Source organism: Desulfoluna spongiiphila (assembly GCF_900101345.1).
Classification (GTDB): Bacteria; Desulfobacterota; Desulfobacteria; order Desulfobacterales; family Desulfolunaceae; genus Desulfoluna; species Desulfoluna spongiiphila.
Window position 1 is genome coordinate 26,048 of sequence record NZ_FMUX01000028.1, and the last position, 20,486, is coordinate 46,533.

The 20,486-nt window shown below is 57.8% G+C and carries 19 protein-coding genes and 4 tRNA genes; 4 read left to right on the top strand and 19 right to left on the bottom strand.

Going from position 1 to position 20,486, the window contains the following annotated elements:
• Positions 1–13 precede the first annotated feature (13 nt).
• On the bottom strand, positions 14–1,183 hold the full coding sequence (locus BLQ12_RS24635; protein ID WP_092215341.1) for a mechanosensitive ion channel family protein: 1,170 nt from the start codon (positions 1,181–1,183) through the stop codon (positions 14–16).
• A 213-nt stretch (positions 1,184–1,396) separates the two neighbouring features.
• On the opposite strand from BLQ12_RS24635, the gene cbiB reads away from it, so the two are divergent.
• From cbiB to BLQ12_RS24650, 3 genes are all read left to right on the top strand, one after another.
• Positions 1,397–2,365 carry an adenosylcobinamide-phosphate synthase CbiB gene (cbiB, locus tag BLQ12_RS24640; RefSeq protein ID WP_092215266.1) on the top strand — a complete coding sequence of 323 codons (969 nt, stop codon included), beginning with the start codon at positions 1,397–1,399 and terminating at the stop codon, positions 2,363–2,365.
• A gap of 214 nt (positions 2,366–2,579) precedes the next feature.
• A complete protein-coding gene (gene glpX, locus BLQ12_RS24645; RefSeq protein WP_092215268.1) occupies positions 2,580–3,518 on the top strand; it encodes a class II fructose-bisphosphatase in 939 nt (312 codons plus the stop codon).
• A 69-nt stretch (positions 3,519–3,587) separates the two neighbouring features.
• Complete coding sequence (locus tag BLQ12_RS24650) at positions 3,588–5,081, top strand: leucyl aminopeptidase (RefSeq protein ID WP_092215270.1); 1,494 nt, start codon at positions 3,588–3,590, stop codon at positions 5,079–5,081.
• A 419-nt stretch (positions 5,082–5,500) separates the two neighbouring features.
• On the opposite strand, the gene BLQ12_RS24655 is transcribed toward BLQ12_RS24650, so the two are convergent.
• From BLQ12_RS24655 to kdsA, 18 genes are all read right to left on the bottom strand, one after another.
• Positions 5,501–6,277, bottom strand: a complete 777-nt coding sequence (locus tag BLQ12_RS24655; RefSeq protein ID WP_175470057.1) for an MBL fold metallo-hydrolase — start codon at positions 6,275–6,277, stop codon at positions 5,501–5,503.
• A gap of 469 nt (positions 6,278–6,746) precedes the next feature.
• A tRNA-Leu gene (locus BLQ12_RS24665) sits at positions 6,747–6,831 on the bottom strand.
• A 375-nt stretch (positions 6,832–7,206) separates the two neighbouring features.
• Positions 7,207–7,291, bottom strand: a tRNA-Leu gene (locus BLQ12_RS24670).
• A 436-nt stretch (positions 7,292–7,727) separates the two neighbouring features.
• Positions 7,728–7,812: transfer RNA gene (locus BLQ12_RS24675), tRNA-Leu, on the bottom strand.
• Positions 7,813–8,037: 225 nt separating this feature from the next.
• Positions 8,038–8,122 (bottom strand) — tRNA-Leu (locus BLQ12_RS24680).
• Positions 8,123–8,133: 11 nt separating this feature from the next.
• Positions 8,134–8,433, bottom strand: a complete 300-nt coding sequence (secG, locus tag BLQ12_RS24685; protein WP_092215276.1) for a preprotein translocase subunit SecG — start codon at positions 8,431–8,433, stop codon at positions 8,134–8,136.
• Positions 8,434–8,451: 18 nt separating this feature from the next.
• The gene (tpiA, locus tag BLQ12_RS24690; RefSeq protein ID WP_092215278.1) at positions 8,452–9,213 is read right to left on the bottom strand and encodes a triose-phosphate isomerase; all 762 of its coding nucleotides are present in this window, start codon (positions 9,211–9,213) and stop codon (positions 8,452–8,454) included.
• Positions 9,214–9,265: 52 nt separating this feature from the next.
• Positions 9,266–10,267, bottom strand: a complete 1,002-nt coding sequence (gene gap, locus BLQ12_RS24695) for a type I glyceraldehyde-3-phosphate dehydrogenase (protein ID WP_092215280.1) — start codon at positions 10,265–10,267, stop codon at positions 9,266–9,268.
• 250 nt (positions 10,268–10,517) lie between these two features.
• On the bottom strand, positions 10,518–10,928 hold the full coding sequence (locus tag BLQ12_RS24700) for a PTS sugar transporter subunit IIA (protein WP_092215282.1): 411 nt from the start codon (positions 10,926–10,928) through the stop codon (positions 10,518–10,520).
• A gap of 170 nt (positions 10,929–11,098) precedes the next feature.
• Positions 11,099–11,974: an RNase adapter RapZ gene (gene rapZ / locus BLQ12_RS24705; RefSeq protein ID WP_092215284.1), complete on the bottom strand. Its 876-nt coding sequence runs from the start codon at positions 11,972–11,974 to the stop codon at positions 11,099–11,101.
• 170 nt (positions 11,975–12,144) lie between these two features.
• On the bottom strand, positions 12,145–12,606 hold the full coding sequence (locus tag BLQ12_RS24710) for a PTS sugar transporter subunit IIA (RefSeq protein ID WP_092215286.1): 462 nt from the start codon (positions 12,604–12,606) through the stop codon (positions 12,145–12,147).
• A gap of 501 nt (positions 12,607–13,107) precedes the next feature.
• On the bottom strand, positions 13,108–13,515 hold the full coding sequence (gene hpf / locus BLQ12_RS24715; RefSeq protein ID WP_092215288.1) for a ribosome hibernation-promoting factor, HPF/YfiA family: 408 nt from the start codon (positions 13,513–13,515) through the stop codon (positions 13,108–13,110).
• 10 nt (positions 13,516–13,525) lie between these two features.
• The gene (gene rpoN / locus BLQ12_RS24720) at positions 13,526–14,962 is read right to left on the bottom strand and encodes an RNA polymerase factor sigma-54 (protein ID WP_092215290.1); all 1,437 of its coding nucleotides are present in this window, start codon (positions 14,960–14,962) and stop codon (positions 13,526–13,528) included.
• Positions 14,963–15,115: 153 nt separating this feature from the next.
• A complete protein-coding gene (lptB, locus tag BLQ12_RS24725) occupies positions 15,116–15,838 on the bottom strand; it encodes an LPS export ABC transporter ATP-binding protein (RefSeq protein ID WP_092215293.1) in 723 nt (240 codons plus the stop codon).
• 211 nt (positions 15,839–16,049) lie between these two features.
• The gene (locus BLQ12_RS24730; RefSeq protein ID WP_092215295.1) at positions 16,050–16,577 is read right to left on the bottom strand and encodes an LptA/OstA family protein; all 528 of its coding nucleotides are present in this window, start codon (positions 16,575–16,577) and stop codon (positions 16,050–16,052) included.
• Positions 16,558–17,163, bottom strand: coding sequence for an LPS export ABC transporter periplasmic protein LptC (gene lptC / locus BLQ12_RS24735; protein ID WP_092215296.1), 606 nt, complete (start codon positions 17,161–17,163; stop codon positions 16,558–16,560). Before lptC ends, BLQ12_RS24730 begins: the two co-directional genes overlap by 20 nt.
• Positions 17,160–17,681, bottom strand: coding sequence for a KdsC family phosphatase (locus tag BLQ12_RS24740; RefSeq protein WP_092215298.1), 522 nt, complete (start codon positions 17,679–17,681; stop codon positions 17,160–17,162). The genes lptC and BLQ12_RS24740 overlap by 4 nt, the downstream gene beginning before the upstream one ends.
• Entirely contained in the window at positions 17,678–18,505 is an 828-nt protein-coding gene (gene kdsA / locus BLQ12_RS24745; protein ID WP_092215300.1) for a 3-deoxy-8-phosphooctulonate synthase, read from the bottom strand. Before kdsA ends, BLQ12_RS24740 begins: the two co-directional genes overlap by 4 nt.
• A 462-nt stretch (positions 18,506–18,967) precedes the next feature.
• Here kdsA and BLQ12_RS24750 point away from each other — a divergent pair, with 462 nt between their 5' ends.
• A complete protein-coding gene (locus BLQ12_RS24750) occupies positions 18,968–20,359 on the top strand; it encodes a M23 family metallopeptidase (protein ID WP_092215303.1) in 1,392 nt (463 codons plus the stop codon).
• Positions 20,360–20,486 lie beyond the last annotated feature (127 nt).

Below are 20,486 nucleotides of genomic sequence, written 5' to 3' on the forward strand. Positions count from 1 at the left end.
GGCGTGCCTGACATCAATCGCTGCCCGTGCTCGCCTGGGTCAGGATTTGCTCGGGGGCATTGCCTTGTGCCTCCATGGGGCGCTCTTCCCACGGCATGGTCTCCACGTAGAGGGACTGGCTCGGGAAGGCAAAACCGGATCCTTCCTCTTCCACGATCTCTTTGATGGCGCAGATCAGCTCCTCTTTTCGTTCCAGCCACTCCCCCCAGACCGTTGTGCGGGTAAAGCAGTAGATTTTTATATCGATGGAAGAGTCCGAGAAGTTGTCGATGCGTACGAACAGGGGCGCCGACGGCGGGTTCACAAAACCTTCATGTTCGGTGATCCAGGCTTCGATGCGTTCCCGGATGGCCCGGAGCTGGCTCACCGTGGTGCGGTATTCAAGGCCCACAAGCCAGGAGATGCGGCGGAAGGTCATGGAGGTGAAGTTGGTGACGGTGTTGTCGGAGAGCAGGGTGTTGGGGACAAAGACCGGGGCCTTGTCGAACCTGCGGATTCGGGTGGATCGGAACCCGATCTGTTCCACGGTGCCTTCCACCACGCCGCTGACCTGAATCCAGTCTCCGATTTTAAAACGCCGCTCGGCAAGGATCAGGATGCCGGAGATGAGGTTTTTGAAGAGGTCCTGTGCTCCAAGGGCCACGGCCACGCCGAAGAGACCGAGGCCGGCGATGATAGGGCCGACCCGGATGCCCCAGATCTCCAGGATGGTGGCGGCACCGATGAGGGCCAGGGCCGCGCGGGTGGCGTTAAAAAACCAGTCCAGGAGGGAGCGGTCGAAGATCGCCTCCAGCTTTTTGAACAGGTGGGAAATGGGCAGGATGATATTGAAGAAGCTCCAGAAGATGGTGAAGGCCATCAGCGAGCGGATCAGCTTGTCCAGGAGAATGGCGGCCGTGCCTTCAAAACCGAGGTATTGCCTGGCGAAAAAGAGGCCGAGGATGACGGGCAGCAGGTTCAAAGGGGGCTCAAGGGCCGTGAGGATCTTGTCGTCAAGTTCGGTGTTGGTCCTGGAAGTCAACCGTTTCAGGCGGTTTAAAATGGACTTGGAGATGGTCTTCCGAAGAAGGAGAAAGGCCATGAAGATGACCATTGCCACCAGGATGCGTCCGATATCGATACCGAAGAGACCGTTTTTCCAGACATCAAGGATCAGGTCACCGAAAGCTTTCAGTTGTTCCATGCGTGTGTGCTCCCAAATTGCGGGGGTCAATATATTTAGAAATGAAAAAGATATATCATCGCCTTTTTTTTCTTTGACTTCAAGGCTGAAATCGAGGTGAAACCTCTTCTCCTTTCTTGACATTGCAAGGGTCTTTCACTAATCAGGAAGGGGCGTGGTGCGTATGCCATGCATCCCGTCTCATAAGGACAGCACTATCTAAAAGGACGATTCATGTTTCCCATTTCCGAGTGGTACATCCTGCCTGCAGCCTTTCTTCTGGATCTCCTTGTGGGGGATCCCGCCTTTATCCCGCATCCCATCTGCTGGATGGGAAACCTTATCAGCAAATCCGAAGAACCGTTCAGGCGCCTGAAGATCCCCACGGTGGTCTCCGGCGGGCTGTTTACCCTCTGCATGGTGGCCGTGGCCTGGGCAGTTGCCACAGCGATCATGGCCCTTGCGTCCTTTATCCATGGGGACCTGGCCCGTGTGGTGGAGATACTCATGATCTGGTTTGCCATCTCCACCCGATCCTTGAAAAAGGCTGCCCTGGCCGTGTCCGACGCCCTGCGCATGGGAGGCATCGAAGCGGCGCGGGTCAAGGTGGGGATGATCGTGGGGCGGGATACCTCGGAGCTTGATGAGCGCGGGGTGCTCAAGGCGGCCGTGGAGACCGTGGCTGAAAACCTTGTGGACGGGGTGATCTCTCCCCTTTTCTTTGCAGCCGTCGGCGGGGCTCCCTTTGCCATGGCCTACAAGATGGTCAATACCCTGGATTCCATGGTGGGATACAGAAACGAGAAATACATGGCCTTCGGCAAGGCGTCGGCCCGGGTGGACGATGTGGCTAATTTTATCCCTGCAAGGCTCTCCGTGTTTTGCGTTGCCATGGCCAACTACGGGCTTGCGCGTCGCTGGAAGGAGATCCTGCGTTCTGCCTGGAGAGACGGCCGAAACCATTTAAGCCCCAACGCCGGGTACCCGGAGGCTTCCTTTGCCGAAGCCCTGGAGGTCACCATGGGAGGGCCTTCCGTCTACTTTGGCAAGGTGGTGGACAAGGCCTATATTTGTGAGGGGTACAAGAACAACCCGTACGTCCCCGCAACGGTGGAGAGCGCGTGCCGCCTGATGGTCTGGTCCGCCGCGGTTTCCCTGATCGGTGCCATGACCCTTGCCCATGTCATGAATATGGTGGCCTGACAAAGGTCGGTTGTGGTATAGACTATCCTTTTTTGATTCAACCATGTAGCATGCGGACGGGTGCAAAGGGCGTTTCCTTTGCAGGCCGGTTGCGGGCAGGGGCTTGCAGCCGGATGCCGCGTGCTGCGATGTCCACAAATACGGTCCGGAGTCCGGATTATCCCGGGGTGCGCGGGGAGTCACGCATCGGAAGTGAAACCAAGAGAAATAACGCATGAATATCGCATTTGATTTGATGAAGGTAACGGAGGCCGCAGCCATCGAAGCGGCCAAATGGGTGGGCACCGGACGCAAGAAGGCCGGAGACGGCGCGGCAGTTGCCGCCATGCGCCAGGCCTTTTCGACCATCGATCTTTCCGGTCGCGTGGTCATCGGAGAGGGAGAAAAAGACGAAGCCCCCATGCTGTACACCGGCGAAGAGGTGGGCAACGGCCGTGGCCTTGCCGTGGACATCGCCGTGGATCCCGTGGAAGGCACCAACCTCATGGCCCTTGGGCGCCCCAACGCCATTGCCGTCCTTGGTGCGGCACCCCGCGGTTCCATGTACGACCCAGGGCCCAGCTTTTACATGAAAAAACTGGTGGTTCCCAAGGAGGCAGCCCAGGTCGTGGACATCGACGCCCCTGTGGAGGACAACCTGGACAACACGGCAAAAGCCCTGGGCAAGGACGTTCGGGATTTGGTGATATTCGTCCTCGACAAGCCCCGCCATGTGGAGCTGATTCAGCGCATTCGCGCCAAGGGGGCCAGGGTCCAGCTGCACACCGACGGTGACGTGGCCGGCTCTCTCATGGCCGTGACCCCGGGTTCCGGGGTGGACATGATGCTTGGCACCGGCGGAACCCCCGAAGGCGTCATCTCCGCCTGCGCGGTGGTGGCCCTTGGCGGCGCCATTTTCGGTCGCCTGGATCCCAAGACCGAAGAGGAGCGGAACACCGTCATCAATTACGGCACCGACATCGACAAGCTCCTCACCACCACGGACCTGGTGGACAGTGAGAAGGCCTGCTTCGTCGCCACCGGGATTTCCGGTGGCACCTTCCTTGCCGGGGTGGAGAACGACGCCTCGGGAATCATTACCCACTCCATGGTCCTTGACGGCGGCTCAGGGCACCTTTGCATGGTCCGCTCCGTCCATACGAATACGATGTGATCTGAACGCCATTGCCCTTCGGCACGTTCCTGCTGTACCTGACAAACACACCATCGATTGGAGAACTCTATGATCATACTGAAAAGTGCCGATCTGTCCCGGCGGCGATTTACCAACATTGTGGTCCCGGTGTGCGAGAAAAAATCCATCACCGCCGAGGCCAGGCTGGCGGCCCTGGTGGATGACGCCCTCTCCCTGCCCGAGTTTGAAGGCAAGGCCGATGACGCCCTCGTGCGGTATTCCACGGGTGGCATCAAGGCCGAGCGCCTGATTTTTCTGGGGCTCGGCAAGGTCAAGCAGGTGGAAGAAGACGACCTGCGCCGCATGGCGGCAAAGGGTGTGAGGCGTGCCCTGGAGCTGGGCCAGCCCAAGGTGGCCATCGTGATGCCCGACATCGAAACCCTCAAGATCGATCGAGAGCGCCAGGTGACCGCCGTTATCGAGGGGGCCCTCATGGCAAACCACCTGTTTCATCGCTACCGGGGGAAAAAGGAGCGCAAGGTCAAGCCCCTGTCTGCCATTGAGGTGCTCATCGCCCGTAATGAGGTGAACCGCCTGCGCCCCGTGGCTGATAAAGCCGTTGCGGTGGTTTCCGGTTCCCTTCTTGCCCGTGACTGGGTCTCTACACCCCCCATGGACAAGGTGCCGGAAAAGTTTGCAGGGATGGTCGAAAAACGTCTGGAAGAGGTCGGGGTTTCCGTGGAGGTCAAAGACCACAAAGAGCTCGCTCAGATGAAATTCGGGGCGCTTCTGGGGGTTGCCATGGGAAGCGACAGCCCGGCTCGCATGGTGGTTGCCGATTACCACCCCGAGGGCGCTACAAAGACGGTTGTCCTTGTGGGCAAGGGCGTGACCTACGACTCCGGCGGACTGAACCTCAAACCCGCAGACGGCCTCAAGGGCATGAAAAGTGATATGGCCGGAGCCGCAGCCGTTGCCGGAACCCTGTACAACGTGGGCCAGCTTCAGCCCGATGTGCGCGTGGTTGGAATCATGCCCCTGGTGGAGAACATGCCCTCGGGCAGGGCCCTGCGCGTCGGGGACGTATTGAAGAGCGTCTCGGGCAAGACCATTGAGGTGGGCAACACCGACGCCGAGGGGCGGCTGATCCTGGCCGATTCCCTGGCGTGGGCCAACAAGACCTACAAGCCTGACCTCATGATCGACCTGGCTACCCTCACCGGTGCCTGCATGGTGGCTCTGGGCCAGGACATGGCCGGGGTGTTCACCGTTGACGACAAGCTGTCCAAAGCCATTACGCGCTCTTCAGAACGCGTGCATGAGCGGTGCTGGCCCCTGCCCATGCCTGAGGACTATAAAGCGCATTTAAAGAGCGATGTGGCCGATATCGCCAACGTGGCTGGGCATCGATGGGGGGGAGCGTCCACCGCAGCCCTCTTCCTCTCGGAGTTTGTGGGCAAGACCCGCTGGGCCCACATCGACATCGCCGGGCCCGCCTTTACCCAGAAGGACAGCCCCTGTATCCGCCCCGGCGGGACAGGCTTCGGGGTCCGCCTCCTCTGCGACCTGCTGTTCGGTGAGGAGAGCTCCCTGACCCTCTGATAAGGGCTATCGTAAAAAGGTAACAAACAAAAAGGCCGAACGCCCGCATGGGTATTCGGCCTTTTTTTGTCTACAAACCAATAAACGATGCCTCCGGCGGCAAGGTGGGGGGCACCTTGAAACCCTATGGCGAATGCATGGATACCTTCGTTGTCTGACCGTTTTCGTGGCATTCACGTGGCGGGTGACATTCGGCAACCTTCTCTGCAGGAGAGGTCCATATTATCATTCAGAATACGGTGCGGGATTATACCCCTGTTCGTTCCCAGGCTCCGCCTGGGAGCGCTTTCTCGGAGGCTCCGGCAACAAGTGTACAAATTCACCATGAATGCCGCTGTGCTTTAACCCGAGGAACGAGGGGTAAAGCGCTGCGGCAACCAGCTTTCAAGGTGGCTCACCTTGCCGCCGGAGGCACGCTTTTACTTGTTTTTGTTGTATTGTCTCACCACCGGAGAGAACCCTTCCAGTTTTTTCAATCGCTTCAGGCCCGGGGGCACCCCTTTGTCGATCTCTTTGAGCATGATGTCGAGGATTGCCGGAAAATCATCGGTTTTTATGACGCCGCCGTGGGCCATGAGAAGGTGGTCCACTTCCAGGTTCCGGAGTTTATCGATGCTGCGGCGCATTTCGGGTCTCATGGAGACGGGGAAGGGGGGACGGAAGCTGTTTCCGACCTTCAAGATGACGTCGGCCGCGTAGAGGGTTCTGCTCTGGGCGTGGTAGAGCACCACGTCATGGGCGGTGTGGCCCGGGGTGGCGATGACCTGCCAGTCTTCAAAGCCGGGGAGCCGGTCTCCGTCCTTGAGGGGGTGATCGACGGTGAGCTGTTTTTTGTACCAGATCCATTCAAAGGGGTAGTTCATGGCCTTTGCCACCACATAGCCCAGGAGGGTGTCTATTTTGTGCTGGATTCCCCCTGAAAAACCGGCATACCAGCGGTTGATCTCCTCGGGGGCGGCCACGGGCACGGCATGGCGGCTGCGGAGGGTATGGGCACCACCTGCGTGGTCCGGGTGGGTGTGGGAGGCCACGGTCAGTTTAAGCTGGCTCATGGGGCGTTTCAGGCGACGTTTCATGACCTGCTCAATGCGGGGCACGTCGCTTCGGCAGCCGGAATCAATGAGCAGCACCTTCTCCTTGTACACGGCAAGGTACAGGGTCTCTATGAAGCCGTCCACCACATGAATCGTGAACATGGGAGGCATTCCTTTGATGTGAGTCGTCTGTTTGATTTGGTAGTTAAAGTTAACTTTAAGGTATGGCGTGGAATGCTGTCAAGGCATCATTGGGAGAAGGGCTCAGGCGATGATGTCGGTTTTGGAAGATTTTTGTGCTTTTGGGGTCTTGCGCTGAAAGTGGAGGCAAGGTTTGCCTGAGCTTTTCAAGACGGTCACAGATGGGAGCATGGGCCCCTTAAATCCCATTTTACGGCATCCGTAGGGGTGGCGGTTGTCCCAGGTGACAAAGAAGTGGCGGCAGGCCCTGCAATTGATTCGTGGGTGTGTGGTCATTGCAATCACGGACGGTATCGGGGCATTGGGCTCCCGATTCAAGGTTACGGGTTTCTGGTGGCAATTTCCGGCTGGAAGATTTTTATCACAGGCTGGGGGTGCGGACAAAACAAAAAAGCCGCCGGATGTATATCCGACGGCTCTTGCTTTTAAATGGTGCCGAAGGGGAGACTTGAACTCCCACGGGTTGCCCCACACGGCCCTCAACCGTGCGCGTCTACCAATTCCACCACTTCGGCAAATGTGAGAGCGTTATAGCACCGGCCTGCGGGGTGATCAAGCCTTTTTCGGGTTTTTCTATCCCCTTTTTTTGACGGGTGGGGTAACGCCCTCAGATGACATGGATAATGCCGGGGTGTAAGTGGCGCATGGAAGCTTGCGTGCTTGAAAGAAGGGCGTTGCGGCTAAAACAGGGGATCCATAGCGGTCTTGGTACATGCGGGGCAGGGGGGCCGAGAACAGGTTTCCGGCGTTCTGGATCTCGTGGGGCACATCATCTGCCTCATTGCTACACCCCGGTTTGGTGATGTTGATTGGCAGAGGGTGTTTTACGGAGGGCTGCGTCCCAAAACAAAAACCCCCTTGCCGGTTCCGGCAAGGGGGTTGAAGTCAAATGGTGCCGAAGGGGAGACTTGAACTCCCACGGGTTGCCCCACACGGCCCTCAACCGTGCGCGTCTACCAATTCCACCACTTCGGCAAATGTGAGAGCGTTATAGCATCGGCTTTCGGGTTGATCAAGCCTTTTTCGGGGCTTTTTGGCGCTTTTTTGTGCGGGGTCAGGTAAGGGTTCAAAATGACGGAAACATTGCGGGGCGGCGGGTTTTGCGGGGGCAGGAAAGGTGTGTTCGGCCAGGCTGGTTGCAGCGGTGTGTGGAGGGCTGTGACGCAGCGAACCCGAAGGCGTTGTCCATCCATGGTGTGTTTTAAGGCACGGGGGCTCACGTGGCCAAAGGAAGGCTCCGGGGCATGGGAGGCGGGTATGAGGCGTTGAGGGGGTTGCCTGGGCGGGGCTCATGAATTCCGTGCATCAAGGGAGGGGATCAGCTCTTGTGCGCAGGGGGCCCGAGGGGCTGGGGGCGCTGCGCCAAAACAAAAACCCCCTTGCCGTTTCCAGCAAGGGGGTTGAAGTCAAATGGTGCCGAAGGGGAGACTTGAACTCCCACGGGTTGCCCCACACGGCCCTCAACCGTGCGCGTCTACCAATTCCACCACTTCGGCAAATGTGAGAGCGTTATAACATCGGTTTTCGGGTTGATCAAGCCCTTTTTGCAGGGTTCTCGGCTTTTTTCGTGGGGGCGGTGGCGTGGTGTGAGGAAGGGGTTTTGTTTCAGGTGTATTTTCAGTGAAGTGTTCCCTTAAAAGGGGGCAGCGCCGTTTGGAAGGGGTGTTGACAGGGCAATAAAAAACCCCGTCTTGTGTACACAAGACGGGGTTTTTTATATATGGTGCCGAAGGGGAGACTTGAACTCCCACGGGTTGCCCCACACGGCCCTCAACCGTGCGCGTCTACCAATTCCACCACTTCGGCAAATCGTGCGATTATTCGCTTTTTGTATCCACGGGTGCGCTCTGCTCGGCAGCCGGGGGCGCGGTGATTACCGTGCCGCTTTCTTGGGTGCCTGAGTCATACGCCAGAAAGAGCGATGTGATCATGAAGATGACCGCAATGGCTGTGGTGGCCTTGCTCATGAAGGTGGCACCGCCGGAGGGGCCAAAAAGCGTCTGGCTGCTTCCGCCACCGAAGGATGCGCCCATGTCGGCGCCTTTTCCGGTCTGGAGAAGGACAATGAGGATCAGGCCGACGCAGACCAGAATATGAATTATTTTAACAAAAAGCATGGGTTCGCCATCCGTTTATCATCGTTTGTATCGAACAATCCCGCTGAAGGATTCGGTGTCAAGGCTGGCTCCTCCAACGAGGGCGCCATCCACATCTTCAAGGGCCATTAATTCAGCAATGTTGCCCGATTTGACGCTGCCACCATATAGGATTCTCATGGCGTTGGCAAGTTCTTTCTGGAGACTGTCGGCCACGCTTTTCCGTAAGAAGGCGTGCACTTCCTGAACCATATCAGGCGTTGCCGTGTTGCCGGTGCCGATGGCCCAGACGGGCTCGTAGGCGAGGACAACGGAGGCCAGCTCCTCGGCGGACAACCCCTTTAATCCCATTTTGACCTGGGTGTCAAGGACCTCGAAGGTTTTTCCCTGTTTTCGCTCCTCATCGGTTTCACCGATGCAGACCACAGGGACCAGGCCGGCTTCAAGGGCCGATTTGAGCTTGGCGTTGACGGTCTCGTCGGTTTCGCCAAAGTACTGGCGGCGTTCCGAGTGGCCGATGATGACATGGGTGCAGCCGCAGGATCGGATCATCTCGGCAGAGATTTCACCGGTCCAGGCGCCTTTGGACTCCCAGAACATGTCCTGGGCGGCCACGGCAATGGGGCTGCCTTTAAGGGCCTCGCAGACGGGGTAAAGGGCGGTGAAGGTGGGGGCCACCATCACGTCCACGTCGGTGTCGGCACCGATGGCGCTTTTCAGCTCATGTGCAAAGGCAACGGATTCGGCGCAATCCTTGTGAAGCTTCCAGTTGCCGGCGATGAGAGGGGTACGGGTTGCCATAGGGGGCTCCTTTGATGTCGGACCGGCCAAAAGGCCGGTCCGAGACAGGGGATTACAGTTTGGATGCGATCATGGCTGCCAGGTCCACCATGCGGTGGGAGTAGCCTGCCTCGTTGTCGTACCAGGAGAGGACCTTCACCATGCCGTCGATGACGTCGGTGGAAGGTGCGTCCACACTGGAAGAGGCGGGGGCCCCGTTGAAGTCGATGGAGACAAGGGGGGCGTCGCAGTAATCAAGGACCCCTTTGAGCTCGCCGTCGGCGGCCTTTTTGAGGGCGGCGTTGATCTCGTCTTTGGTGGCGGGCTTTTCAAGGTTGACCACGAGGTCCACCAGGGAGACGTTGGGGGTGGGGACGCGGATGGACATGCCGTTGAGCTTGCCTTTGAGCTCGGGCAGGACCAGGGCAACGGCCTTGGCGGCACCGGTGGTGGTGGGAACCATGGAGCAACCGGCGGCACGGGCACGCCTCAGGTCCTTGTGGGGTGCGTCAAGGATGCGCTGGTCGCCGGTGTAGGCGTGGATGGTGGTCATGAGGCCCTCTTTGATGCCGAAGGTCTCGTGGAGCACCTTGGCCACGGGGGCCAGGCAGTTGGTGGTGCAGGAGGCGTTGGAGACGATGTGGTGGGCGGCCGCATCGTAAGTGTCATCGTTCACGCCCATGACGATGGTGGTGTCGGGGTCGCTGGCGGGGGCGGAGATGATCACTTTTTTGGCGCCGGCGGCCAGGTGCTTGGAGGCGCCTTCGCGGTCGCGGAAGATACCGGTGCACTCCAGGGCGATGGCCACATCAAGCTCTTTCCAGGGGAGGTTCGCGGGATCTTTTTCGGCAGTGACCCGGATGGTTTTTCCGTTGACGATGATGCCGTTGTCCGCGGCTTTTACCTCTCCGTCAAAACGCCCGTGTACGGAATCATAGGTCAGAAGGTGGGCGATGGTTTTGATGTCGGTGAGGTCGTTGATGGCAACCACGTCGATTGCGGGGTTGTTGAGGGCTGCTCTGAAAACCATACGACCGATACGTCCGAATCCGTTGATACCGATTTTGATGCTCATGGGTCTTCCTCCGTCCAACGTTGGGTGTCAGGACCAGTTGGAGATGTGATGGTGATAAAATTGTTGGTGACGTTTGCAAAGAGGCGTCCGATGTCCGGGGCTGCAGAAGGTGCAGGCCATCCAAAGGCAATCTTCGGGCGGGTCTTTAAACGTTGTACGGGGCCGAAGAGCGTGGTTGCTCCGGCCCCTGGCTGCTTATATCGCGGTCGCCCCGATGGCGATCGTTCATTGCCCTGTCAAAGGGGAAACATCAGCGCTTGGCGCCGTTTAAGATGCTGCTGGCAAGGGAGATGCTGCGTTTGCCGGTGTTTTCCAGGAGCTTGGCCGTGGAGGCCAGGGCTCCTTTTTTCTGTCGCCCCACCGCAGAGATCAGCAGGGGAAGGTTCACCCCGGAGATCACCTCCACCTGGTCTTCTTCCAGAAAGGAGAGAGAGAGGTTGGAGGGCGTGCCGCCGAACATGTCGGTGAGGATCAGCACCCCGTCGCCGGAGTTGACCTCTTTGATGGCCTTGGCCACTTTGTTATGCAGGTCATCGACACTTTTGGTGATGTTGATGGAGACGGGCTTGACCTGCTCAAGGGGCTCTTTTTGTATAAATTCGGCGGTCTCGATGAGAATGTCACCGAGGTTGCCGTGGGTAACGACCAGTATGCCAATCATATATAAACCTCATGTGGGGCATCTTGTATGATGGCCTCGCAACACGACAGGGGCATGGCTCATGCCGCCCTTCGGTTGTGCCCCGGCAAGGGGCGGGGTGCGAGGCGTTTCCGGGCTGTAACGCTTTCGAGTGTATCATTTTTTTGCGGGCAGGGCACACCTGCCGGCGTTTATTCCTCCCGACCGATGTCCCGGTGCAGGAGTCGGATATCGGAATAGCGACGCTTCAAGTGGTTGTGGATTTCTGTGGCGACGGCCACGCTTCGGTGCCGCCCGCCGGTGCATCCCACGCCCAGGGTGAGGTAGTGCTTGCCCTCTTTCTGGTACATGGGAATGAGAAAGTCCAGGAGATCGGTGTATTTCAGCAGAAAGGTCCGGGTGCCTTCTCCGTTCAGGACAAAATCCCGGACATCCGGGGCGAGTCCGCTGTGGGGTTTCAGCTCCGGGATAAAGTACGGGTTTTCGAGGAACCGGACATCCACCATGAGGTCTGCGTCCTGGGGCACCCCGTACTTGAACCCGAAGGAGACCACGGAGATTTTGAGCGGCGTCCTGTGATGGGAGTCGGCCGCCAATTCCGAGATGACCTTTTTAAGCTCATGGACGGTGAGGCTGGAGGTATTGATGATCCGGGCGGCATCTTCGTTTCGCAGGGCCAGGAGCTCTTCCCGTTCCTGGTTGATGGCGTCCATGACCCCTTTGTCTCCCACGGCCAGGGGGTGGGTGCGACGTGTCTGGGAGAAGCGCCGCGTAAGGGTGGTGACATCGGCCTCCAGAAATATCACCTTGAGCTTGTGACCGGCCTGCTTCAGTTCATCGAAGACGCTGCGGTAGGACTTGAGAAAGGTGCGCTCTCGAAGGTCCATGCCGAAGGCAATGCCTCTGTAGTGGGTCTCCTTGGCAATGGGGATTTCCATGAACTTGGGCAGCAGAGTCACGGGGAGGTTGTCCACGCAATAGTATCCGGCATCCTCAAAAGCGGCCAGGGCGGTACTCTTACCGGAACCTGCCTGGCCTGTGATGATGAATATGTTGAAGATGTTCATGGGGGGAACTCCCTTTGCAGCCCGGGGCTGTAGCCGGCAAGGCCGCATGGTGGTTGCGAATCCTTAAATGGGCGGATCGGTTCAGGGTGTCGGTGTTCGTTGAAATCGTCAAGGAGTTTGCCTCTCAAGGGGCTGAAACCCGTATCCGGCCGGGTGATGGTCGGTGCGTATCATCCGTTTTCGTTGTCTTCGTTTCGGATGATGGCGTGGATCTCGTCCCGGGACGCGGCGGTCATCAGTTTTTTCCGGAAGAGATCGCTCTTCAGCATTTTGGAGAGTCGGGCCAGGAGCTTTAAGTGTTGGCCGGTGGACTGCTCGGGGGTAACAAGGACAAAAAAGATATGGGCGGGGCGACCATCCAGGGAGTCAAAGTCCACGCCCTGGCGGCTCATGCCGAATCCCACCACCATGCGGTCCAGGCCGGCGATTTTTCCGTGGGGAATGCCGATGCCGTCTCCGATGCCGGTGCTTCCGAGCTGTTCCCGTTCAAGGAGAACCCGCACCAAATCCGGATGATGGAGGCCGGTGAGGTCCGCAATGGGGGCGGCGAGTTCTTCCAGGATTCCTTTTTTGTCCCGTGACGTGAGTTCGGGGATGATCGTTTCCAGCTGCAGTACATCGAGGATTTTCATAATGATTCACCCAGAGAGTCTCTGTTGGCCTGTCCGGCGGTGTGTCTGTCAGGCCGTATGGTTCGGCCGTCCTTTGCAGGGCATTGCGTGCGACGGGAGCCGACAGGTTTGGGACCTCTACTTTCATATCAGTGGATGGCCCATCTTTCAAGACCTGATGCGTACGTCGGAGCCGAGGGCTTCAGGCATCCCGCATCAGTTTTTGCCCATGAAAAAAGGTGCCTGCACCGGGCAGGCACCTTTTAACCGGAGTTTTTGTAGCCGACATCACCGGGGTTGTCAAATGGATTTCATCTTGATCAGACCTCCGGTGGTCTTGGTTTATGTGGGCGGGTTGCCCTGTCCTCGGATGGGCTCGTAAAAGGTCAAACAAGCGAAATCGAAACGCATTCTCGGCTGCCGCTCAGGAGCCCTGCATCGCTCCGAGGAGGGGGATGCGGGTCGTCTGTGAGGGGTATTTTTACGAGCACATCGTCATGCGATGACGGTCAGGCCGGTGGCTCAGGCCAGCCGACGGTCGTCATCGGCATCAAACTCGGAGAAGTCGTCAAACTCATCCACGTCAACAGGGGCCTCGTTGATCTCTTCGGCCAGGGTGGGGCGAATCCCCGGGTTGCCGCTTTTGCGGTCCTGTATTTTCTTTTTGTTTTTGGAAAGCTGCTGCTTGATTTTGTCCACGGCAAGGTCGATGGCGGCGTACATACCTTCGCTTGTTTCGGTGGCGTGGACAGTGGTGCGGCCGCTTGAGACGTTTATTTCGGTAATATGCCGTATCTTTTCAACGGAAAAAACGACGTTGGCTTCGGAAGGGGCATCAAGCAGTTTGTCGATACGTTCCAGCTTTTTTGCGGCGTATGCTTTAAGTGCATCGGAAGGGTCAATGTTCTTGAATGTTACAGATACTTGCATAAATGACCTCCTAATATTGTTTTCGTTTGCTTGACGGCAATATTTTCATTGCCTCACGGTATTTGGCTACCGTTCGTCTAGCGATGTCTACATTGGCCTCCTTTTTTAGGATTTGAGCGATTTTCTCATCGCTGAAGGGCTTTTTGGTGTCCTCTCCGTCAATGATCTGCTTGATTTTGTCCTGGACACTGGCCGATGCAATGGCCGCGCCATGGACGCGGTTGATGGAGCTGTTGAAAAAGTATTTCAGCTCGAAGATACCCTGGGGGGTAAATGCGTACTTGTTGGTGGTGACCCGGCTGATGGTGGATTCGTGCATGCCGATATCCTGGGCCACGTCCCGCAGGACCATGGGCTTTAAGTGGGCGATTCCCTTTTCAAAGAACTCGGCCTGAAACTTTAAGATGCTCTCCATGACGCTGTAGATGGTTTTCTGGCGCTGGTGGATGCTCTTGATGAGCCAGGCCGCAGAGCGCATTTTGTCCTGGAGGTAGTCCCGGGTGTCGCTGGGGATGTCCTGACCCTTGGAGAGGGCCTGACGGTAGTAGGGGTTGACGCGGAGCCGGGGCATGCCGTCATCGTTCAAGGCGATGATGAACTCACCCTCCTCCTTGTAGACGTAGATGTCCGGTGTGATGTAGTGGGGCTCTTCGGTGCTGAAGGGGCGGCCCGGCTTGGACTCGAACTCCTTGATGATGTTCACCGTGGAGATGATGCTGGGCAGGCTCACTTTCAGCGCTTTGCTGATGGCCTTGTAGTTTTTGTTCTCCAGCTCCTTGATGTGATGGGTGACGATCTCTTTCATGATCCGGGTCTCCACGCCGAAATGGCGGGCCTGGATCAAGAGGCACTCCCCTAAATTCCGGGCACAGATGCCCGGAGGGTCAAAGGTCTGGAGCTCTTCGAGGACATCTTCCACGAGCTCTGCCGAATGGCCGCACTCTTCCGAGATCTCTTCGACGGAGGCGGTGAGGTAGCCGTCACTGCTCAGGTTTCCGATGATGAGGCAGCCGATCTCCTCGGTGTCATTGTCCGGGCAGGTCATCAGAAGCTGCCAGAGGAGGTGGTCGTCCAGCGACTTCTTCTGGGAGACAAAGGCTTCGTATTTCGGCGCCTCTTTCTGCTCGGATTCATACTGGGCCTTGCCTGTGGAGTTGTATTCTCCCAGGTAGTTGTCCCAGTCAATGTCACTTCCAATCTTCTCGTCGATTTTCACTTCGGAAGTTGAATTGTCTTCCTGTACCGGCTTCTCGTCCTCGTGGGTACCCGCTTCCCGTTGTGCCGTCTCCTGAATCTCTTCAAGGGCCGGGTTTTCTTCCAGCTCCTGTGAGATGGCATCGACCAGCTCAAGACGGGAGAGTTGCAGGAGTTTGATGGCCTGCTGAAGCTGGGGGGTCATCACCAGTTGTTGGGAGAGGCGCAGCTGTTGCCTGAGTTCCATTGCCATAACTACAACTTCACGGTTTCCATTACGGTTCACACAAGTTTGGGTTGCCGGTCGCATCGCCATTGATACGCCGACTGAAGCCGTCTGTCGGGACGGTTCAATCCATCGAAATAGGAAACACGGCCCTTATGCGTTTCAAGGGCCGGTGGTCATCTATAGGGTAAAACCTTCGCCCAGGTAAATCCGCCGGGCGATGTCACTTGATGCAATCTCTTCGGGGGAGCCGGACTCAATGACTTTTCCATCGCTCATGATGTATGCGTTGTCGCATACCCCCAGCGTTTCCCGGACGTTGTGATCTGAAATCAATATCCCGATGCCGCGCTCTTTGAGCATGGCGATGATGTTCTGGATGTCGATGACCGCAATGGGGTCAACCCCTGCAAAGGGCTCATCCAGGAGGATAAAGGCCGGTTTGATGGCCAGGACGCGGGTGATTTCAAGTCGCCTGCGCTCTCCGCCGGAGAGGACGGCGGCCTTTCGGTCTGCCAGGTGGCTGATGCGGAGCTCGTTCAGCAGCGTTTCGAGACGCTCTTCCTGCTCCTGTTTGGAGATGTCGAGGAGCTCCAGAATCGCCATGACGTTGTCCCTGACGGACAGGGATTTGAAGATGGAAGACTCCTGGGGGAGGTAGCCGATCCCGCACCGAGCCCGTTTGTAGACGGGGTAGGTGGTGATCTCCTGGTTGTCAATGAACACGGAGCCTGCGTCAGGGCGTACAATACCTGCGGCCATGTAAAACGTGGTGGTTTTTCCGGCGCCGTTGGGGCCCAGAAGGCCGGTGACCCGGTTGCTCTCCACATGGATGGAGACCCCACCTACGACGTCGCGTCCACCGTATGTCTTTACAAGGCTGTTCAACACAAGCTCAGTCATAAAATCCCGATCTTCCCTCTTCGTAAGCGTCTTCGTGTTCGGACCCGTACATCAGAATATAATGCATTCGTCGCCGATCTCAAGGGCGGCCCGATCTCTTTGTCGGTTCAGCTTGTCCGGAACGTCCCTTACCATACCACAGGGGGTTTGAAAAAGCACTTGGCATGTTGGGTAATGGTTGCCGGAAGCACCTATTCCCAAGGCCTCAGCTCTACTTGTCCTTTTTTTCCGGGGTAAAGGAGAATCCCTTTTCGCCCGGGACGAGCCGCACCTTGACGCGGGTGCTCTTGCCGCTGTCAACTTTGATGGCTCCGGTAAGCCTGTTAATGACAATGGTTTTTCCCGTGAGGGTGCTTTCGCCGCTCACCACCTTGGGCGGGCCGCCGGTGAGGGTGACCTCTTCCTTGCGGAGGTCGTACAGGGCTTTGTCGGCAGTGGCGTGTTTCTCTTCAAAGTCCATGGTGACGTTTCCCTCGGCTTCGATGAGGGACAGCCCTTTGGTGGTGTCCCCCTTTTTTTTGCCGTCTTCGTAGTGGAGCTGGACGGTGTCGGCCTTGAGGACGGCACCGTCGCGGGTGATGCGGACATTGCCGGAGAAGAGGGCGTAGCGACCCTGGCTGTCGGAGGTGAGGTGATCGGCATTGATGCCGACTTCTCCCTCCTGGGCCATTGCTGCGCCGGGCAGGAAGGCAAGGGCCAGCAGGAGGCACCAGATGTATTTAAGGGGAGCGTGTTTCATCAAATTTTCCTTTGCTCTCTTCAAGGAGCGTACCGTTAACGTTTCCGTCCAGTGTCATCCTGCCGCCGGCAAGGTCAAGGAACATGGCATCCCCTGTGAGCCGCGAGATGCTGTCGGTAATGACCACCGGGGTCGTGGAGATGATGACCTGGGACTCTTTGGTGTATGTGAGGGCATCACTGGTGATGGTTATTCCCCCCCGCGTGACCACCACATTGCCGGACACCTCCATGTTGCGGGTTTCGGTGTCGAGGACGCCCTTGTCGGCGGTCAGGGTGGTGACGGCGCCTGATTTTTCGAAATACCGGGCGGTGAGCATCAGGAACACGGCTCGGTTTTCCGTGTTGTAGAGGTTGACTGTTTCCGCCTCGACGCTCCACTCATCCACGCCCTGGCGGGACGAGGTGTGTCGCATCTTGTCCAGGGTCAGGGTCGCCTTTTCGTTGGTGGCAGGTCCGGTGACAGGCACCTCGCCGCTGCGATGGGTGACCAGAATGACCCCGGTGGACAGGGCGGTGGCCGCCATGATGGCGATGAGCACCCGCCTGATCACCTTTTTGGTGGATATGGTGTTCCCGCCTTTCATGCAAGGAATCTTTCGATGGCCTCCTCCCAAAGCCCTTTGGCTTTGAGGATTGCCTCGCAGGTCTCCCGGACGGCGCCCTTGCCGCCGGGGTGGGTGGTGGTCAGGGCGGCGCGTTCCTTGACCTCCTGGACCGCATCGGCAACGGCAACGGAGAGCCCGACCCGTTTCATGATGGGCAGGTCGGGAAGGTCATCACCGATAAAGGCCATGCGTTCTGCCGGGACCCCCGATTGTTCCACCACCTTTTCAAGGGCGGCGGCCTTGTCCGAGACTCCGTGGAAGAGAAACGGAATGCCCAGGTTTTGAACACGGGCCTCAAGGGCCCCTGCGGACCGCCCGGTGACGATGGCCGTTTGAACCCCTGCGTCCATGAGGAGCCTTAAGCCGAGGCCGTCTTTGACGTTGAAGCATTTGATCTGGCTGCCGTCGTCCTGATAGATCACCTCGCCCTGGGTGAGGACGCCGTCCACGTCCATGATGAGCAGGTCGATGGAGGCGAGTTTCTCTGTATGGGTCATGCCGTGCCTCCGTCATTTATAATGGCTTTTATGGCCACGATCTTGGGAAGCAGCGTTTCCATCATCTCAAAGGTGACGGAGTTGGGGCCGTCGCACAGGGCGTTGTCCGGATCAAAGTGGGTCTCCATGAAGAGGCCGTCGGCCCCGGCGGCAATGGCGGCCTGGGCCAGGGGCGGTGCCTGCCTGCGGTCTCCGCCGGATTTGGTGCCCTGGCCCCCGGGAAGCTGCACCGAATGGGTGGCATCGAAGATGACCGGGCATCCGGTCTCTTTCATGATCCCTAAGCTTCGCATGTCCACCACGAGGTTGTTGTACCCGAAGGCGGTGCCGCGCTCGGTGAGAAGGATGCGGGCATTTCCTGCGGAGCGCGCTTTTTCCACGATGTTTTCCATGTCCCAGGGGGCAAGGAACTGTCCCTTTTTGATGTTGACGGGCTTGCCTGTTTCCGCGGCGGCCACGATGAGGTCGGTCTGCCGGCAGAGCAGGGCAGGGATCTGGATGATGTCTAGGACCTCGGCGGCCTCGGCGGCCTGTGCCGGCGCATGGATGTCCGAAATGACGGGGATGTCGAATTCGCGTTTTATCTCTTCTAAGATGCGCAACCCTTCCTGGGGGCCGGGCCCTCGGAACGAGTCGATGCTGGTGCGGTTGGCTTTGTCGTAGGATGCTTTGAAAATATAGGGAACCCCTTCTTTAACGGTCAGTCGCCGGAGAAAGTCGGCGATCCGCATGCAGATGTCCCGGCTTTCGATAACGCAGGGTCCGGCAATCAGGAAGGGGGGAGCGTCGGGGCCGGTACGTAGCGAGTGAATGGGGTCTGGCATACAAAACTCCTTAAAAAGGTCTCGGGGTTGTTTTATGGCTGCCTCGGAAAAAGTCGTGGGCGCCTTATCGCGTGTCCGCATCACTGAATAAAAATGTTGCCGACTACCTGTACCAAATAATACCCCATTTTGCGAGGCGCTTTGGTTGTGACTTTTTACGAATGATTTTTTTGTTTAGGTACGGAATTTGCTGTACCCACCCGGTCTAAGGGATGTATCCCGGAAACCCATCAAAAGTCAAGGAGCCAAAAGAGCCCTTGATAACCATGGGGTTTGCTGGTATCTGATAGTGTTGATATGCCATAGTGTCCATGATTGCCAAGGGTATCGGGCGTTTTAGTATCAAGTCCGGTGCAGGCGTCGTGGCCTTGCGTGAACGCATTCTGGACGAATTTTTAGTTCAGGTTTTCTATCATTGCCCCTCATTGTTCTATTTTTGGTGCGGGTGTCTGGAGATGTAGTTTGAGACAAAAAAAAGAAAGCAAAAAAGGGCGGCTGGTGGTCCTGCTTTTCCTTGTAACCCTTGTGGTGGCCGGTTGGTTCGGTATCAGCCGCCTGGAGGGAACCCCACCTGACGTGGATTTGGACCTGTCCCTTGAGACCCTGGGGAGCCGGGCCCGGATCACGGGAACCGTGACCGACGAGACCAGTGGGTTGCGGGAGGTGTGGATCGCGCTGTCCCGTGGTGGCGTCGACAAGGTGATTTACAGCAAAACCTGGCCCAGCGACGGGTTTCCCGGTAAGGGGAGCACCTTCTCCGATGCCATTGACGTGGATGCAGACCCCGGCAAGCTCGGGCTCACCGACGGCAAGGCCCTGCTTCGCATCCGCGCCACCGACCACTCCCTTCGCAACCTTCTGAAGGGAAACACCGCTTACATTGAAAAAGAGATCACCATCGATACCCAGCCCCCCATGGTCGATATCCTTACGCGGAGCCACAACGTGGCCCAGGGCGGGACCGGGGTGGTGGCTTACCGGGTGTCTGAAAAGGTTTCCACGAGCGGGGTCCGCGTGGGGGACAACTTTTTCCCCGGCCACGCCGGGTACTTTGAAGGCCATGACAATGTCTACGTGGCTTTTTTTGCCCTGACCCATCTCCAGAAGAAGGGAACCGAAATCCTGGTGGAGGCCGAAGATGCGGCCGGAAACCGGACCAAGGCCGGGTTTTACCACTACATCATCGGCAAGCAGTTCAAAAACGATCGCATCAACATCAGCGACGGCTTTTTGAACGCAAAGATCCCGGCCATGAGCGTGGATGCGTTTGGGGCAACCCCGCCCACAAACCTTGAAAAATACCTGGTGATCAACAGCAAGATGCGGGATGACAACAACCGGACCATTCTTTCAAACGGCATGAAAACCGAGGCCAAGATGCGCTGGAAGGGATCCTTCAAGCAGCTTCCGGGCTCTGCCACCCCGGCCACCTTTGCCGATCACCGAAGCTACTATTACAAAGGTAAGCGGGTGGACCAGAAGTACCACCTCGGGATGGATTTTGCCTCCATCAAGCATGCCGAGGTGCCTGCGGCCAACGCGGGCAGGGTGGTGTTTGTCCAGGAGGTGGGGATCTACGGCAGGACCGTTGTCATCGACCACGGCTTTGGGCTTTTATCCAGCTACTCCCACATGAGCTCGGTGCGCGTCAAAGAAGGCGACCTGCTGCGAAGGGGCGACGTGGTCGGCCGAACCGGCGTCACGGGGCTGGTGGGCGGCGATCATCTTCACTTCGGGATGATCGTGGGCAATGTGTTTGTCAACCCCATCGAGTGGCTGGACGGCCACTGGATCAAGAACAACATCACATCGAAACTGGCCCAGGTGAAGCGGGAGCTTGGGCAGGCACAGTGATGGGGCAGGCTCAGGCCCCAACGGATGTTGCGGATGACCGCAATCGCTGCCATGGGTGACGCCGGGGCGTCTTTTCAAGCTTCCCCTGCGTTATACCCGTAAAGATCGGGCAACACGAACCATCAAT